Origin of the sequence: Streptomyces sp. MB09-02B (genome assembly GCF_033794485.1) — a bacterium.
Lineage (GTDB): Bacteria > Actinomycetota > Actinomycetes > Streptomycetales > Streptomycetaceae > Streptomyces.
The window spans coordinates 31,138-47,654 of record NZ_JARGEE010000004.1; the positions used below are offsets into that span (position 1 = coordinate 31,138).

Annotated in this window: 11 protein-coding genes; 2 read left to right on the forward strand and 9 right to left on the reverse strand. The window is 70.3% G+C overall.

What is annotated here, in order from left to right; all coding sequences use genetic code 11:
• Positions 1-24: 24 nt before the first annotated feature.
• Positions 25-1,437 (reverse strand): aspartate ammonia-lyase, encoded by a 1,413-nt coding sequence (locus P1P70_RS01450; protein ID WP_319233865.1) that lies wholly within the window; start codon positions 1,435-1,437, stop codon positions 25-27.
• Entirely contained in the window at positions 1,434-2,747 is a 1,314-nt protein-coding gene (hisD, locus tag P1P70_RS01455) for a histidinol dehydrogenase (RefSeq protein WP_413471402.1), read from the reverse strand. Before hisD ends, P1P70_RS01450 begins: the two co-directional genes overlap by 4 nt.
• A 121-nt stretch (positions 2,748-2,868) precedes the next feature.
• Here hisD and P1P70_RS01460 point away from each other — a divergent pair, with 121 nt between their 5' ends.
• Positions 2,869-3,828, forward strand: coding sequence for a LysR family transcriptional regulator (locus tag P1P70_RS01460; protein ID WP_319233867.1), 960 nt, complete (start codon positions 2,869-2,871; stop codon positions 3,826-3,828).
• A 355-nt stretch (positions 3,829-4,183) separates the two neighbouring features.
• Positions 4,184-5,605, forward strand: a complete 1,422-nt coding sequence (locus P1P70_RS01465; protein ID WP_319233869.1) for an amino acid permease — start codon at positions 4,184-4,186, stop codon at positions 5,603-5,605.
• 89 nt (positions 5,606-5,694) lie between these two features.
• On the opposite strand, the gene P1P70_RS01470 is transcribed toward P1P70_RS01465, so the two are convergent.
• The 7 genes from P1P70_RS01470 to P1P70_RS01500 all read right to left on the reverse strand — a co-directional run bounded on the left by P1P70_RS01470 (position 5,695) and on the right by P1P70_RS01500 (position 16,498).
• Positions 5,695-7,779 carry a beta-galactosidase gene (locus P1P70_RS01470; RefSeq protein WP_319233870.1) on the reverse strand — a complete coding sequence of 695 codons (2,085 nt, stop codon included), beginning with the start codon at positions 7,777-7,779 and terminating at the stop codon, positions 5,695-5,697.
• Complete coding sequence (locus P1P70_RS01475) at positions 7,776-9,320, reverse strand: glycoside hydrolase family 43 protein (RefSeq protein ID WP_319233872.1); 1,545 nt, start codon at positions 9,318-9,320, stop codon at positions 7,776-7,778. Before P1P70_RS01475 ends, P1P70_RS01470 begins: the two co-directional genes overlap by 4 nt.
• Positions 9,317-10,588, reverse strand: coding sequence for an MFS transporter (locus tag P1P70_RS01480; RefSeq protein WP_319233874.1), 1,272 nt, complete (start codon positions 10,586-10,588; stop codon positions 9,317-9,319). Before P1P70_RS01480 ends, P1P70_RS01475 begins: the two co-directional genes overlap by 4 nt.
• Positions 10,589-10,697: 109 nt before the next feature.
• On the reverse strand, positions 10,698-12,752 hold the full coding sequence (locus P1P70_RS01485; RefSeq protein ID WP_319233876.1) for a PKD domain-containing protein: 2,055 nt from the start codon (positions 12,750-12,752) through the stop codon (positions 10,698-10,700).
• Positions 12,753-12,927: 175 nt separating this feature from the next.
• The gene (locus P1P70_RS01490; RefSeq protein ID WP_319233878.1) at positions 12,928-13,797 is read right to left on the reverse strand and encodes an ATP-binding cassette domain-containing protein; all 870 of its coding nucleotides are present in this window, start codon (positions 13,795-13,797) and stop codon (positions 12,928-12,930) included.
• Positions 13,794-15,560, reverse strand: a complete 1,767-nt coding sequence (locus tag P1P70_RS01495) for a dipeptide/oligopeptide/nickel ABC transporter permease/ATP-binding protein (RefSeq protein WP_319233879.1) — start codon at positions 15,558-15,560, stop codon at positions 13,794-13,796. The genes P1P70_RS01490 and P1P70_RS01495 overlap by 4 nt, the downstream gene beginning before the upstream one ends.
• Entirely contained in the window at positions 15,557-16,498 is a 942-nt protein-coding gene (locus tag P1P70_RS01500; RefSeq protein ID WP_319233881.1) for an ABC transporter permease, read from the reverse strand. The genes P1P70_RS01495 and P1P70_RS01500 overlap by 4 nt, the downstream gene beginning before the upstream one ends.
• Positions 16,499-16,517 lie beyond the last annotated feature (19 nt).

Consider the following 16,517-nt stretch of genomic DNA (forward strand, 5'->3'; position numbering starts at 1 on the left):
CCTCGACCCGGGGGCCGGTCGAGGCTATGGAAGGGCCCCGTGGGCCAGTCTGGCGGGGCGGAGGAGTTCGTCGACGGTGTGGTCGTCGAGCAGGCCGCGCTCGCGCACGATCTGGGTGACCGGCCTGCCGGTCTCCAGGGCTTCGGTGGCGACGTCGGTGGCGGCCTGGTAGCCGATGTGCGGGTTGAGGACGGTCACCGTGGCGATGCTGTTGTCCACGATGCGAGCCAGGTGCCCGGTGTTGGCGGTGATGCCGTCGACGCAGTGGTCGGCGAGCGTGGTGACGGCCTCGGTGAGGTGGCCGATGCCGCGGAACAGGCAGGAGGCGATGACCGGTTCGAAGGCGTTGAGCTGGAGCTGACCGGCTTCGGCGGCCATGGTGATGGTGGTGTCGTTGCCGATGACGCTGAAGACGACCTGGTTGACCAGTTCGGGGATGACGGGGTTGATCTTGCCGGGCATGATGCTCGATCCGGCCTGCCGGGCGGGCAGGGTGATCTCGCCGAGCCCGGTGCGGGGGCCGGAGGACAGCAGTCTGAGGTCGTTGCAGATCTTGGAGAGCTTGACGGCGGTACGTTTGACGGTTCCCGACAGCAGGACGAAGGCACCGCAGTCCTGGGTGGCTTCCACCAGGTCGGGGGCGGTGACCAGCGCGAGCCCGGTCAGGGCGGTGAGGTGCTCACGTACGGCTGTCGCGTAGTCGGGGTGGGCGTTGAGCCCGGTGCCGATGGCGGTGGCGCCGAGGTTGATCTCGTGAAGGTGGACGAGCGCCTCCCGCAGGCGTGCGATGTCCTCCGCGACCATCACCCGGTAGGTGCCGAACTCCTGGCCCAACGTCATCGGGACGGCGTCCTGGAGCTGCGTCCGGCCGACCTTGACGACGTCCCTGAACTCGTGTGCCTTGCGGGCGAAGGCGTCCTCGATGTGCGCCAGGGAGTCGATGAGGCGGTGGGTGGCCGTGATCGCCGCCAGTTTCAGCGCGGTGGGGTAGACGTCGTTGGTCGACTGCCCCAGGTTCACGTGCTCGTTGGGGTGGATGACGGTGTACGTGCCGCACGGGTGGCCGAGGTGTTCGAGGGCGACGTTGGCGATGACCTCGTTGGCGTTCATGTTCGTCGAGGTTCCGGCGCCGCCCTGCACGAGGCTGACGGGGAACTGGTCGTGAAACTCGCCCTCGGCGATGCGGTCGCAGGCGGCGGTGATGGCGGAGGCCGTGCGGGGCGGCAGCAGTCCGAGGCGGGCGTTGCTGAGCGCCGCGGCCTTCTTCACCAGGGCGAGGGCGCGCACCAGGTCGGGTGCGTCGCCGACGCGTTCGCCGGACAGAGGGAAGTTCTCCTGCGCGCGGAGGGTGTGGATGCCCCAGTACACCTGCTCGGGGACGTCGCGGTCCCCGAGCAGGTCGTGCTCTCGCCGCGTGCGGGGAGCTGCGGTGGTCATGCGCCTTCGCCCCTCAGGGCCCAGTCGGGGCGGGTGCCGTGGGCGCGGGCGACGCGGGCGTCGCCGGAGCGGGCATGGCCTTCGAAGTTCTCCGCGCGCGCTGCCCGGCCGAGGAGTGCGCCGAGGTCGGCGGACGCGTCCAGGGTGGTGATCTCCTGGTACGTGACGGTCTTGAGGTACTTGCCCACCCACAGGCCGCCTGTGTATCGGGCTGCGAGCCGGGTGGGCAGGACGTGGTTGGTGCCGATCACCTTGTCGCCGAAGGAGACGCACGTGTTCTCGCCCAGGAAGAGCGCGCCGTAGTTGGTCATGGTCCGAAGGGCTTCGCGCGGGTCGCGGGTGAAGATCTGGACGTGCTCACTGGCGAACTCGTCGGCGAGCGTGTACGCCTCGGTGAGGCTGTCGACGACGATGATCTCGCCGTGGTCGCGCCAGGCGGCGCCGGCGACCTCGCGGGTGGACAGGTTCCGCAACTGCCGGTCGACTTCGGCGAGCACGTCGTGGGCGAGGGTCTCGGAGGTGGTGATGAGGACGGCGGGCGAGTCCGGGCCGTGCTCGGCCTGGCTGAGCAGGTCGACCGCGGTGAGGAAGGCGTCCGCGGTCTCGTCGGCGACGATGAGGACCTCGGTGGGGCCGGCGAACAGGTCGATGCCGACCTCCCCGAACAGCTGCCGCTTGGCCTCGGCGACGAAGGCGTTGCCCGGACCGACCAGCATGTTGGTCGGCTCGATCGTCTCCGTGCCGAGGGCGAGCGCGGTGACGGCCTGCACCCCGCCGAGCAGGTAGATCTCGTCCGCCCCGGCCAGGTGCATGGCGGCGATCGAGGCGTCCGGGAGGTTCCCGCCGGGGGCGGGAGTGCAGGCGGCGACCCGCCTCACCCCGGCGACCTTGGCCGTCGTGATGGTCATGTGCGCCGAGGCAAGCAGCGGGTAGCGGCCGCCGGGCACATAGGCGCCGACCGCGTCGACGGGCACGTTCTTCTGTCCCAGCAGTACTCCGGGTGTCACCTCGGCCTCGAAGTCGCGCAGGGACGCGCGCTGGAATTCGGCGAAGCGCCGCACGTTCGCCTGGACCGTCCTGATGTCGGCGAGGGTCTGCTCCGGTACGCGGGCGATCGCCGCGTCGATGTCGTCCTGGCTCAGCCGGAACGAGGCGGGCGAGAACTGGTCGAACTTCTCCGAGTACTCACGTACCGCCTCGTCCCCGCGGGCACGTACGTCGGCGATCACGGCCTCGACCGTCGTCCGGACGGACTCACTGGAGGGACCGACCACCGCGGATCCGGCGGACTGCTTGACGTACTTCTTCACTGACGGCTCCTGACGGGAAAGGACGCGAGACCGGCGTGGCCGGTGCCTTCCTGGCAGGCTAGAAACCCCAGTCGATATAGCACAACCACCAGTCTTCTTGGCCTGGTGATAGCGTTCCCTTATGACGCTGATGCAGTTGCAGGCGTTCGTCGCGGCCGCGGCCAGGGGAACGTTCACCGGGGCGGCCGACGAACTCAGGATGAGTCAGCCCGCCATCTCCGACCTCATCCGCCGCCTCGAGGACGAACTCGGCACGAAGCTCTTCCAGCGCGGCCGCTCCCTGGTCCTCACCGCCGCCGGTGAGCAGCTGCTGCCCCATGCCGAGCAGGCCGTCGCCTCGGCCCGCCTGGGCGCCCAGGCCGTGCGCTCCCAGCTCGACCTCGCCGGGGGCACGGCCACGTTCGGGCTCCTGCGCAACGCGGACCACTACCTGCGCACCAACCTCGCCCAGCGTTTCCGCACCCGCTACCCGGACGTCCGTATCCGCCTGGTCGGGCAGAACAGCGCCGAGACCGCCCAGGCCGTCGCCTCCGGCACCCTCGAAGCGGGTCTGGTCACCCTCCCCGTCCCCGACGAGGACCTGGACATCATGCCGCTGGCCCGCGACGAACTCCTGTACGTCACCGCCGACGCCGCCCGCGCGCACACCGCGCCCACCATCGACGACTTCTGCAGCGTGCCGCTGGTCCTGTACGACGCCCACTACGCCACCACCGATCCGGCCCGACGCCAGCTCAACGAGCGGGCCCAGTTCGCGGGTCGGCGGATCGAGCCGGTCATCGAGGTCGAATATCTCAGCAGCGCGCTCGCCCTGGTCAGCGAGGGCTTCGGCGATTCCGTGATGTGCCGGGCCGCCACCCTCTCCGACGCCATGCCCGCGAATCTCCACACCGTCCCGTTCGCCGAGCCCCTCTACGACACCCTTGCCCTGGTCCGGCGGCGCGGCCAGGTCCTGTCCCCCGCGACCCGGGAAATGGCCCGCATGGCCTGGGACGCGCTCGTCGAACACCAGGCCGGTCCGCACGGCACGGCGGAGATCACTGCCTCGCCCGGACAGTTGAGCCGCTTCTTCGCCGGATAAGCGGTATACCGGCGCTCCAGCCGGCGGCCAGCACGGTGACTGTCCGCCGCCGCCACTCACCGTGCCCTGACGACGGGTCTCGAATACGGGCGAAGCACCCCGCTCGGCATAGCGGAACACTATGGACTTGCGAAGAAACTTGGCCGTTGTTCTATGGCCGAGGAGTTCCTACGGTGTTGCAGCACCGGAGCCCGTTCACCTCCGTCGCCGGACGTGACCGACCACCTTCACCCGCCGCACGGAGAATCCACGCCCCCGGCCTCTCTTCGCACAAAGTGCCCAGCGAGGCCGCCGGTTCGTGCTGCCCACACACACTCCTGCACCTCCCCCGCCGCCCACCCTTGAGGGACACACGATGACGCAGCCCCGAAGACCGTCCTCCGCCCCAGCCCAGAACGGACTCGCCACCGGCCTCAAGAGCCGCCAGGTCACCATGATCTCCATCGGCGGCGTCATCGGCGCCGGCCTGTTCGTCGGCTCCTCCAACGCGATCGCCGCCGCCGGCCCGGCCGTCCTGATCTCCTTCGCGATTGCAGCCGCCCTGGTCGTCCTGGTCATGCAGATGCTCGGCGAGATGGCCGCCGCCAACCCCGACACCGGCTCCTTCTCCACCTATGCCGACCGCGCCCTGGGCCGCTGGGCGGGCTTCTCCATCGGCTGGCTCTACTGGTGGTTCTACGTCCTGGTCATCCCGATCGAAGCCATCGCCGCCGGAGCGATCCTCGGCCCCCTGCTCTCCGTGCCCGCCTGGATCCCTTCCCTGGCCGTCATCGCCCTGCTCACGGCCAGCAACCTCCTCTCCGTCAAGAACTACGGGGAGTGCGAGTACTGGTTCGCCCTGCTCAAGGTCATCGCCATCGTCGGCTTCCTGATCCTGGGCTTCCTCGCCATCACCGGCGCCCTGCCCGGATCCGACACCAGCGGCGTGTCCCGCCTGTGGGACCACGGAGGATTCGCACCTGAGGGCAGCTTCGCGATCCTCGCCGGCCTGCTCACCGCCATGTTCGCCTTCCAGGGCAGCGAGATCGTCACCATCGCCGCCGCCGAGTCCGACGAACCGAAGAAGAACATCAAGAAGGCCATCCGCGCCATCGTGTGGCGCCTGGGACTGTTCTACCTCGGCTCGATCTTCATCGTGGTCAGTCTCGTCCCCTGGAACGCCGACGACCTCGCCCACGGCTCCTACCAGGCAGCCCTGGACCGCATGGGCATCCCCGGCGCCTCGCAGATCATGGACGTGGTCGTGATCCTCGCCGTCTGCAGCTGTCTCAACTCCGCCATCTACACGGCCTCCCGCATGGCGTTCTCCCTCGCGCAGCGCGACGACGCACCCGCCGCGTTCGGCAGAGTCTCCACGACCGGCGTCCCCCGCACCGCCGTGATCGCCTCCACCGCCGTCGGCGTCGTCGCGGTCGGCGCCAACTACGTCCTCCCCAGCGTCTTCACCTACCTCCTCGCCTCCAGCGGCGCCATCGCCCTGATCACCTACCTGGTCATCGCCCTGACGCAATACGCCACCGGCCGCCGCAACGACAACGACTCCGACGTACGCATGTGGGCCTTCCCCTACCTGACCCTGGCCACCATCGCCTTCATCGTCGCCGTCCTCGTCCTCATGGCCGTCCTGCCCGAACACCGCCTCGAACTCGGCCTCTCCCTCGGCCTCACCGCCGTACTGGTCGCCATGGGCATCCAGCGCCAGCGCACTGCTGCCCGCACCCGTTCCGCCTCGCCCGCCGCACCCGGGACGGACAGGATCCCCACTGCCAGATCCTGACCCGGCTTACGACATCGAGGGCCGCGGCTGTGAACAACAGCCGCGGCCCTCGCCGATGGAACGGGCCACGCCGGCCAGCCATCGGTGCCCTACGTGAGCACGCGGACGTCCCACGGCCCCAGTTCGAGGTACTCGCCCTCCGCGCAGGGCCGGCCGCTGACGGCGTCCCGCAACGCCTGGGGAAGCCGCACGGGCTGCGACGCCCAGGACCAGTTGTGCAGGAAGTGGACGCGACGGCCGTCGGCCGCGGTCGCGCTCGTGCGGGTCACGCTCGCGGGCAGGTCCGGCCAGGCGCCGAGGGGCGACGGACACGCCCACGCCATCAGCGCCTTGGCCAAGTCCTCGTCGGGCACGGTGCCGACGCAGGTGATGCGCCCCTCGCCGACCCGGCGTGTGGTGACGGCCGGCCACCGGCCCAGATGGGGGTGTTCGTATCGCGCCAGGACGGTGGCGTCGTCCACGACGAGGCTGTCGGCCCATCGGGTGGCCGTGGCCGGCCCGCCGTTCGTCAGAGCCGCGTGGGCGGTGATGACGGGCACCGGTTCGTTCAGATTGCCGAACTCCGCGTAGTGCACGCCCGCGGCGCCGGCCAGCCGGGCCGGCATGGTGTCGGTGCGGGCACGGCCCTCCTCGTCGCCGTACCCGGTGCGCGGCCCCAGGACCAGATGGCCACCCGCCTCCGCGTAGGCCCCGAGCCAGTCGAGCGTCCGGTCGTCGGCGAGGTACAGGCCGGAGGCGACCAGCACGCGGTGCTGCCGGGCCGCCTGCTCGGGAGGCGTGTCGGCGAGTTCCCGGGCGTGCACGATGCGTGCCTGGAGCCGGGCGTCGAACGCACCTCGGTGGAAGGGGTCGAACAGGGCGTCGTAGGAGTCGGGGTCGGCGCTGCCGTCCGGGTGGGCGAGCGGTGGGTATCTCTCCATCAGCCACTTGGTGGGGCGTGAGTAGACGAGGGTGACGTCCGAGTCCGGGACCAGGTCCACCACCAGGTCTCCCGCCGCCTCGAACTCGGCGCCGATGCGGGCCACTTCCGCGTGGATCCGGCCGGGTCGGCCACTGTGCGGCAGCACACCGCCCCAGTAGGTCTCGCCGCCGAAGTGCAGGGTGTGCCAGTGCCAGTACTCGATCATCCGCGCTCCCCGAGACACGAAGGCCCAGGCGGCCTGGCGGAGTTGTCCGTCATACGGGGGACGGTTCTCGAACGGGCCGCCCACGCCTCCCGCGTTGGTCTCGGTGACGAGGAAGGGTTCCCGGCGCGAGGAGTACATGCGGTCGGCCCTCAGGTACAGCCCGCGCGGGCCCATGGCCTTCCACGGGTGCCGGACGGGCACGTCCGTGCCTGGCAGTGCCAGCGCGTCCTGTGTCTCGTAGTAGGCGTTGCCCGACGAGACGTCGAGGGCGTCGGTCATCGTGTCGTCGTCGACCGCCGGGCGGCCGTAGTCGACGCAGGTGGTGACGAACTGCTCCGGGCGCGCGTACTCCCGCACGATGCCGGCCTGCCAGGCGATGTACTCGTTCACCTGCCGGGCCTGGAACTCCCGCCACGCGATGTCGTACTGGGGCTGGGCGTTGCCGTCGGGCGTCCACAGGTCGGCCCAGGTGGAGAGCCGGTGCGACCAGTAGACCAGGCCCCATGCGCGGTTGAGGGTCTCCACGTCGCCGTACTTCGCCCGCAGATGGTCGACGAAGCGCTGGAACACGCCGTGGTTGTGGAGGAGTTCGTTGCCGGGTTCGTTGTCGACCTGGAATCCGATGACGGCCGGGTGGCCGGCGTACCGTTCGAGGATTCTGCGGATCACCCGCTCGGCGTGGAAGCGGAACGCCGGGTGGGTGATGTCGGCCTCCTGCCGGGCGCCCCAGGGGATGCGCCGACCGGTGCTCCGCTCCCCCGCGATCTCCGGGTACTGCCGGGCGAGCCACGGCGGCACCGCGTACGTCGGTGTCCCCAGGAGGACAAAGATGCCGCGCTCGTGGGCGCCGTCCAGGACGGGCTGGAGCCAGTCGAGGTCGAAGCGGCCGTTCTCCGGTTCCCAGGTGGACCAGACGGACTCGCCGACTCTGATGACGGTGAAGTGGGCCTCGGCCATCAGGTCGAGGTCGTCCTCGAGACGGTCGTACGGCTGGTACTCGTGGTAGTAGGCCGCGCCGAACAGGACGTGGCGCGGCAGCGAGGTCATGACGAGCCCTCTCCGTGGTAGCGGAAGTCGGCGAAGTGGACGGTGCCGTGCTCGGCGAACACGCCGGTCACTCGGCCGGTGAACGGTGACGCCAGTTCGACGGACCAGAAGCGGCCGTCCAGTTCGGCGAGCGTCGTCCCGGTGCCGGACTCGTCCTCGACGACCAGCCTGATCGTGTCGCCCGGCGGGAGCCAGGGCACCTCGTGCGGCTCGGGCACTCGGGTTTCGAGCCGCAGGAGCACCTGGTGGCCCGGCACCTCGGCGGTCCAGGTCTGGGTCAGGCCGGGCAGGCTGCCTCGTGCGGTGATCAGGAGGCGGTCTCCGGACGGTGCCCGTTCGGCGACCAGTGTGACCGTGTGCCGCTCGTCGAAGCGCAGACCGAGCCCGCCCCTGCCGTCCGCCGGGTCGACGCGGGCCTCGAACACGCTGTTCAGATGGCGCTGCCGACGGCCGACGAAGTCGGGCCGGAAGGTGTCCAGGCCGCCGGAGCCCGCGCTCACGGTCAGGTGACCGGGTCGTGCGTCGAGGGACGCGACGTCGGCGGGGGTGCGGCCCGCCGCCAGCCAGCCTGGGTCGGCCAGGGCGGCCGGGTCGGTGAACTCGAAGTACTCGTCCAGTGGCTCCGGGCGCGGGTTCACCTCCACGGGCGCCGGGCACGGCCAGTCGTCGACCCATTCCACGCCGGTGACGAACGTTTCCCGGCCCAGGGGCGAGGCCTTGCCGGCCGTGCGTGTGCCGAGCAGCACCAGAACGTCTTCGCCGTGCGGGCCGCGGACCAGATCGGCGTGGCCGGTGCACTGGACGGAGCGGTCGGTGCCCGAGGCGCACAACACCGGGTTGCCCGGGGCTCCTTCGAACGGCCCCTCGATGCTCGGGCCCCGGGCGACGCTCACCGCGTGGCCGTACCCGGTGCCGCCTTCGGCGATCATCAGGTACCAGTGGTCCCCGCGCCGGAACAGGTGCGGTGCCTCGGGGGCGACCAGCCCCGTTCCGGACCACAGCTCCCGGGGTTCCTCCAGCACCCGTCCCTCGCCGAGGTCGACCCTGGCCTGGAGGATGCCCCGGTGCTCGACGACCGTCGTCCCGTCCAGGTGCAGGCCGCTGTAGGTGACATACGCGGAGCCGGTCTCGTCCCAGGCCAGATCGGGATCGATGCCGATGATTCCGTCGAGGGTGGTGCCCTCGCTCCAGGGCCCGGCCGGATCGGCGGCGGTGAACACGACGCAGCCGCGTGAACTGGTGGCCACCGTGACGATCACATGGAAGAGACCGTCGTGGTGACGGATGGTCGGGGCCCACACTCCCCCGGAATCCGGCACGTTCGCGACTCCGACCTGCTCCTCACGCGTCGCCACGTTGCCGATGTGTTCCCAGGTGACGAAGTCGGTGCTGCGGTGGACCGGCAGCGCCGGCAGATACTCGAACGACGACGTGACCAGGTACCAGGTGCCGTCGACCAGGACACAGCTGGGGTCCGGGTTGAAGCCGGGGATCAGCGGGTTCGGCAGCGAGCTGGCCGGGTGCGGGTTCGGTGAGATCATGGCTGGTCCTGCCTTGTCGAGGGTGCGAAGGTCGCGGGGTCGCCCGGGGACGCCGACGGCTTCGCGGGCTGATCCGTTTTCTGGTCGGTCGTCCTGTCGAACGGGGTGGCGCCCCGCCGTCCGGATCTGCGCCAGGGCTCGCACACCAGCGCCGCGAGCAGCGCGAGAACAGCTGCCGCGGCCAGCGGGGCACGCGCTCCCCAGCCGGTGACGAGCAGCCCCGCGAGAGTGGTCCCGGCCACGTTGCCGATGGCGAGCACGCTGCCCATCCATCCGAACGCCTCGGCGGCGGAGCCCGTCGGCGCTGTCGCGGACAGCCGCTCGAAGAGGCTGGACAGCGCGGGTGCGACGGTCATGCCCCAGAAGAAGAGCAAGACGGTCACAGCGGTCTGGCCCGTGGTGAGCGCCAGCAGCCCCAGTCCCGCCGCCACGTACAGCAACGGGCGCCGCAGCCTCGCCTTCTGACGCCTGCGCGCACCATGGACCAGCCCGCCCACGAGAGACCCGAGGCTGCCCACCGCGAGCACGAATCCCGCATCCGTCGACACTTCGGAGCCGCTCACCAGGGCGACCACGCCGAGGACCTGGGCGGCCAGCGCGCAGGTCAGCAGCGCTCCCGCCGCGAAGAGACGGGGCAGGCCCCGCACCCGCAGCACGGCCCCGCCGCGGACAGGCGCCACAGCCACCCGACCGGCCTCCGCGTCGCGGCCCGCCGCGTAGGCGAGCGTGCCGACGAGAACGAGCGTGCCGCACGCGGCGAGCGCGAGACGGGGCCCGCCGAAGGCGGCCAGGGACGACGTGATCACCGGCCCCACGACGAAGACGACCTCCTGCGCGGTCGCCTCAAGTGCGAAGAAGGTACGTCCCTGTTCCGGACGGACCAGCATCGGCACGGTCGCCCGGACCGTCGAGGTCAACGGAGGCGTGCACAGCCCCAGGCACAGGGACAGGCCGACCAGTAGTACCGGCTCCGGGGGCACCAGGATCAGTGCCCCCATGGCCACGGTGTGCAGTACGGCGGTGGCGGCGAGGACCCGGCGACGGCCGCGCGCCTCGGCCAGTCTGCTCAACAGTGGTCCGGAGACCAGGGCTCCGATCATGCCGACCGCCGACACCGCGCTGTACACCGCGTAGCTCGACCGGTCGATGGTCAGCATCAGCAGGGCGAGGCTGGTCATGCCCTGGTTGAAGCGCCCCACGATCGAGGTGAGGAACAGCCAGGACACCGAGGGAGTGCGCAGGAACTCCCGGTAGGTGGCTAGGGACACGGCCGAGCCCTCGCTGCGTCATGGTGGGGCTGACGTGATGTGTTCACTCTGTTCCTTGTGTCAATTCGTGCGCGAGGCAGCTGCGAGGAGCCCGGCACGGGCACCCGGGTCAGCGCACGACGACCCGTACTCGGCCCAGGTTGCGCACCCGGGCGAACGGCGTGTGCGCGTCACCCTCGCGCTGAGCGGTGGCGCGCAGTGCCACGAAGTACGTGCCGGGCTTGTCGTAGGTGAAGGCGGTCTGGACCTCCACGGTTTCCCGCGCGGGGCCGCAGGGGCGTGCGGTGAAGGTTCCGGATCCGGTGAAGTCCCACTCGGTGGACACGATCCGGCCGGCCTTCGGGGGCGTCTCGATCCTGGCCCGGAAGACGACCGGCCGTCCGGCGGCGACCTCGATGCGGTCCCGGCCGCGGACCGTGAGGTCGACGACGGGCTGGACACCCAGTCGGGCGCGGGCCCTCGTCGGCACCTCGACCTGGCTGTCGCGCAGGGTGTACGCGGTCGTGCGCGCCGGTGCCTTGCCCTTCTCCACCCAGGCGCTCAGATCACGCAGCGCGTGCTCCAGGATGCCGGTCCAGTCGACCAGTCGGTTCGCACGGGCCCCGGTGGCGGAGCCTTCCAGATGGTCGGCGCTGTCGTTGTACCAGAGCCGGTAGGTGTCGTCGAAGCGGTCGCCCATGGCCTGCTTCACCTGGGCTCCGTACCAGTCACCGGGCACGGGGCAGGCGTCGCAGTCGAGCAGGTTGGCGACCACGATGACCTTGCCGTTCACCTTGCCGGTGTGCGTGCCGCCGTCGCTGGTGCCGGCGGACATGAGTGGGCCGATCTGGACCGCCCGCTGCGGGTACAGGGGCTGTCCGTCCGGTCCGCGGTACTGGTCGAAGGTGTGGAAACCGGGCCGGGTCGGAACCTGGTGCCGGTGGTAGGCGTGGAAGGCGAGGAACCAGCGGTTGTCGGACTGGATCCTGCCACCGTCGGCGAGGGCGTCGAGGACGGTGGCGCTGTTTCCGTCCGCGAGGGTGAACACCTTGGCGGTGACGTCCAGCGAACCTGTCAGCGTGCCGATGTTCGTCGTGCCGTCCGCACCGCGGACCGTGAAGTCGAGGGGTGTCGTGATCGCTGTGGACGGCACGCTGTCAAGGAGCAGTGCTGTCGGCACGTCGTCGGCGTTGCGGCGCACCTCGGTGATGGTGGCCGTGTGATCGATCCGCGCGGCACGGACCAGGTCGCCGAGAGGTGACTGCTCGGTGCCCAGGTAGCCCGGCTTCGACCAGAAGTCGTCCGCGTACGTGGGATCCATGGCGCGCACGACGGCCACGAACCCCAGCAGGTTGTCGGGGTCAACCGGCAGTTTGAGCACGTAGGAGTAGTCCTCCCACGTCCGGAGCGGAACACCCATGCTCGACACCTCGCGCAGCATGGCGCGCTCGACGCTGTCGAGCCCGGCGTAGGGATCGCCCGTGCCGCCGGGTGCGACCGCGTCACCGATGCGGGCGGCCTTCTCCCGCAGCACGAGCCTGGCCAGGGCGCGCACGGTGAAACTGTTCGGGATGGACACCGGGCTGCCGGGGATGAACGGCACCGCTCCGTCCCACACGCCGACGGTGTTCTCCATGCCGCCGATGGTCTGGTAGGAACCACCGCTGCCGCCGTAGACGTATCCGTAGATCCGCCGGTCGGAGCGGTAGTACTTCGCGGCGACGGTCCTGGAGAACTTGGCCGCCGCCGCCTCGACGCGGTAGCCGACACCTCCGTTGGTCTGCACGGTGTACGCGCCGCTGGCCGCGCCGAAGGCGACGACGTCGGCGGGGGCCTGCTCGTCCTGGAGCGGATAGACCTTGTGGAAGAACCTCCCCTGCCACCGGTTCTTGGGCGGCAGGTAGATGGTGAACTTCTTGGACGTTCCCTCGAAGTGGCCGGACACCTTCCTGTGCCGCACGGGGGAGGTCAGGTCCTCCTCACTGTCGATCACGGGCCGGTTGTACGTCGGGTCGTCGCAGTCGGGTGTGATCTGCATGGGTCCGCCGGAGCCGCTCGCCGTGCAGGTCGGCCTTGCCTCGGCCGAGGCGGGCGTACTCAACAGCGGGGTCGCTCCCAGCACGACGGCCGTGCCTGCCGCCGAGGTGCGGACGAAGTCGCGTCGGGTGGGTCGTCGTACGCTCATGTGCTTCTCCTGGGAGGGGAGTGATGCGCTGGTTCGTTGGGGGCTGGCGTGGGTTCCGCGCTGGTGCGGGGCATGGCGGGCCTCCGGCGGATGCCGGGCACCCCCGTCGGTGACAGGGCATGCCGGGGAGCCGCCGGGACTCAGGGGTACGCGGGCCGTCGGGCACGGCGGTGTGTCAGCAGACGTCCGTGCTCTCGGGCACGCCGGTGCCCGCGTCGGCGGCGAGGCTCAGCCGCTTCGCCCGGCGGAGGCGCTGTCGCTTCGGGTCCGCGACCGGTGCCGCCATCTGGAGCTTGCGGGTATAGGGGTGGACCGGCGCCGTCGCGACCTGGGTGGACTCCCCCAACTCGACGATCCGGCCCCCGTCCAGGACTGCGGTGCGGTCGCTGATGTCGTTGACGACTCCGAGGTCATGACTGATGAAGATGTACGCGACGCCGGTTTCGTCCTGGATGTTCTTCAGCAGGGTCAGGACCTTGGCCTGGGTGGTGACGTCCAGGGCGCTGGTCGGTTCGTCGCAGATGATGACAGACGGGGCGAGGGCCAGGGCACGGGCGATGGCGACGCGCTGGCGCTGGCCGCCGGAGAATTCGCGCGGGTAGCGGCGGGCGGAGTCGGAGGGAAGGCCGACCGCGTCGAGGAGTTCACGGATCCTGGCCGCTCCGCCCTCGACGCCGGCCGCGTCGAGGGGTTCGACCAGGATGCTGCCCACGGTCATGGCGGGGTTGAGCGACGAGTACGGGTCCTGGAAGACCACCTGGATATCGCTGGCGATCTTGCGTCGGCGGGCGCGCGAGACGTTGCTGATGGTCTTGCCGCGAAAGGTGATCTCGCCGCCGCTGACCGGGGTGAGGCCCAGGATCGCACGGCCGATGGTGGTCTTGCCGGAGCCGGACTCGCCGACCAGGCCCACGGTCTCGCCGGGGGCTATGTCGAAGCTGACGCCGTCGATGACCGTCTTGCCGCGGCCCCGGCGATCGGCGAAACGGACCACCAGGTCCTCGACCCTGAGGAGCGGTGCGGTGTCGGATGCGGACTCGGTCACGGGGCCTCGGTCTCCATCAGCTCGACGCGGCGGGAGGCGGAAAGGAGTTCCTTGGTGTACGGCTCGCGCGGCGACTCGAACAGGTCGTCCACCGCGGCCTGTTCGACGATCCAGCCGTCCTTCATGACGCTGACCGTGTCGCACAGGTCGGCGACCACGCCCAGGTTGTGGGTCACGATGATCATGGCGAGGCCGCGTTCGCGCGCCAGCTCGCGCATCAGTTCGAGGACTTCGGCCTGAACCGTGACGTCGAGCGCGGTGGTCGGCTCGTCGGCGACGATCACGTCGGGGTCGGAGGCGACCGCGCCGCAGATCAGCACACGCTGGGCCATACCACCGGAAATCTGGTGCGGATACAGACCCATCACACGCTCCGGATCCTGGATGCCGACCCGCGTGAGCAGCGCGACGATCCGTTCCCGGGCCTCTTCGATCCCGAGGTCGGTGGACGCGCGCAGCCAGTACAGGAGCTGGCGGCCGATGGTGAAACAGGGGTCGAGGTTGGACATCGGCTCCTGGGGGACGTACGCGATACGGCGGCCGCGGGCCGCGCGCATCCGGCCTTCGTCGGCGAGCAGGTCCACGCCGTCGAGGTGGACGCTTCCGGCGAGGGTGAGGGCCTCGCGCGGCAGGATGCCGAGCACGGAGAAGACGATCTGGGACTTGCCCGAGCCGGACTCGCCGACCAGGCCGTGGATCTCGCCGCGCCGCACGTCCAGGTCGACGCCGTGCACCACCTCGCGGATCTCGTCGCCCTGCGGGTAGGCGATGCGGATGCCGCGCAGGGACAGGAGTGCGTCGTCCGCGGGCTCGCCCACGGCGGTTGTCCCGGCGGCGAGCGCCACCTTGCGCTGCCGCGCCGTCACCGGCTTGCTGCGGGCCGATGCCTGCAGGACGTCGCTGAGAGCGTTGCCGAGCAGGATGAGCGCCAGGATGGTGAGGCTGATCAGCAGGGCCGGCCAGACGATCCCCAGCGGGTTGTTGTAGATGTCCTCGAAGGCCTTCTGCAGCACCACACCCCACGAGCCCGCGTTGCTGTCGCCGAGGCCGAGGAAGGTGACACCGGCCTCGATGCCGATGCCCGCGGCGAGCACGAAGGAGCTCTGGATGACGATAGGCACCCGCACCGCCCACAGCACATGGCGGCCGACGATGCGCAGGTCGGAGAGGCCGACGACCCGGGCGGCATCCACGTACAGCTCTCCGCGTACGCCCAGGACGACGCCGCGCACCAGACGGTAGTAGCCGGGAGCGACCAGGAGGCCGAACACGGCCATCGCGACGGGGATGTCCGGACCGGTCAGGGAGTAGAGGGCGATGAGCAGGACGACGCCGGGCAGCGACATGACGACGTCGGTGGCGAAGCCGGAGACGGTCTCGAAGCGCCCCCGGTAGAAGCCCGCGACCAGACCGCCGACCGCCCCGACGGCGAGCGAGACACCGAGGACGATGAGGCTGGCGAGCCCGCTCTGCCGGGTGCCCCAGATGAGGCGGGACAGCACATCGCGCCCGGCCGCGTCACCACCGAGAACGTGCCCCGTGCTGAAGGCGGGGGCGCCCACGGCCTCAAGGTCGGTGTAGGTGGCGCTGTACGGGGCGAGGAGCGGTGCGAAGATCGCCACGAACGCGATGAGGACGACGAAGGTGAGACAGATCGCCGCCTGCGGATTACGCAGCAGCCGTAGGAACAAGGAGCGTTCCGCGGAGGCGACGGAGGAAGCTGCGGTGCCGACGTCGGGCGCCGGGAGGTCGGGCGCGGTCATCGGGTCCTCGCCTTCGGGTTGAGGAGCATGGTGGCCAGGTCGCCGAGGATGTTGACGACGATCACGATCGCGATGGTGACGAGGACCGTGCCCATCACCATGGGTACGTCGCCCGACTGGGCGGAGAGGTTGCCGAGCTGGCCCATGCCCGGCAGGGCGAAGATCTGCTCGACGAAGACGGCGCCACCGAGGGTGCCGATGAGCTGGAGGTTGAGCACGGTGAGACCGGGGCCGCCCGCGTTGCGCAGGATGTGACGGAAGAGCACCGCGCGTTCGGAGACGCCTCGGGCTCGCAGCGTACGGACGTAGTCCCGCCCCAGGTTGTCGAGGAACGCCGCCCGGAACTGGACCGCGGCACTCGCCACGGACCCGATGAGCAGGGCGAGCACCGGCAGCGTCACGGAGGAGATCCACCCGCCGAAGCTGATCTCGGGCGAGGTGTATCCGGTGGCCGGGAAGGCTCTGAAGTGCACGGCGAAGGTGAACACCAGCACGATCGCGATGATGAAGGAGGGAACGGCCGTACCGAGCACCGAGAGGAACTGCACCATCCGGTCCACCCAGCCGCCCCGCACCGCCGCCGTCACGCCGAGGACGACGCTGATGACGGCGGTGAGGACCAGGGTGATCAGAGTGAGGGCGAGGGTGACCGGGACGCGGACCTGCAGCGCCCCGGCCACGGACTGGCCGGTGAGGTAGGACTGTCCGAAATCACCGGTGAAAACCCCGCCGAGCCAGTCGCCGAACTGCACCAGGAGCGGCCGGTCCAGCCCGAGCTCGACCATCCGATGACGCACGTCGGAGGCGGACGCGCTCATGCCGAGCGTGGCTCTGGCGACGCCCTCTCCGTTGCCGTACATCAGGCAGAAGGTGGAGAAGGTCACCAGCAGGAAGATGCCGGAGGCGCGCGCCAGGTGCCTCAGGAGCAGTGCGGGCATGACAGGGTCCGTTCCTCGT

Coding starts and splice junctions, on each gene's coding strand:
- P1P70_RS01465 (WP_319233869.1), top strand. CDS start 4,184: ATGACGCAGCCCCGAAGACCGTCCTCCGCCCCAGCCCAGAACGGACTC.
- P1P70_RS01500 (WP_319233881.1), bottom strand. CDS start 16,498: ATGCCCGCACTGCTCCTGAGGCACCTGGCGCGCGCCTCCGGCATCTTC.
- P1P70_RS01460 (WP_319233867.1), top strand. CDS start 2,869: ATGACGCTGATGCAGTTGCAGGCGTTCGTCGCGGCCGCGGCCAGGGGA.
- P1P70_RS01495 (WP_319233879.1), bottom strand. CDS start 15,560: ATGACCGCGCCCGACCTCCCGGCGCCCGACGTCGGCACCGCAGCTTCC.
- P1P70_RS01470 (WP_319233870.1), bottom strand. CDS start 7,779: ATGACCTCGCTGCCGCGCCACGTCCTGTTCGGCGCGGCCTACTACCAC.
- P1P70_RS01475 (WP_319233872.1), bottom strand. CDS start 9,320: ATGATCTCACCGAACCCGCACCCGGCCAGCTCGCTGCCGAACCCGCTG.
- P1P70_RS01485 (WP_319233876.1), bottom strand. CDS start 12,752: ATGAGCGTACGACGACCCACCCGACGCGACTTCGTCCGCACCTCGGCG.
- P1P70_RS01450 (WP_319233865.1), bottom strand. CDS start 1,437: ATGACCACCGCAGCTCCCCGCACGCGGCGAGAGCACGACCTGCTCGGG.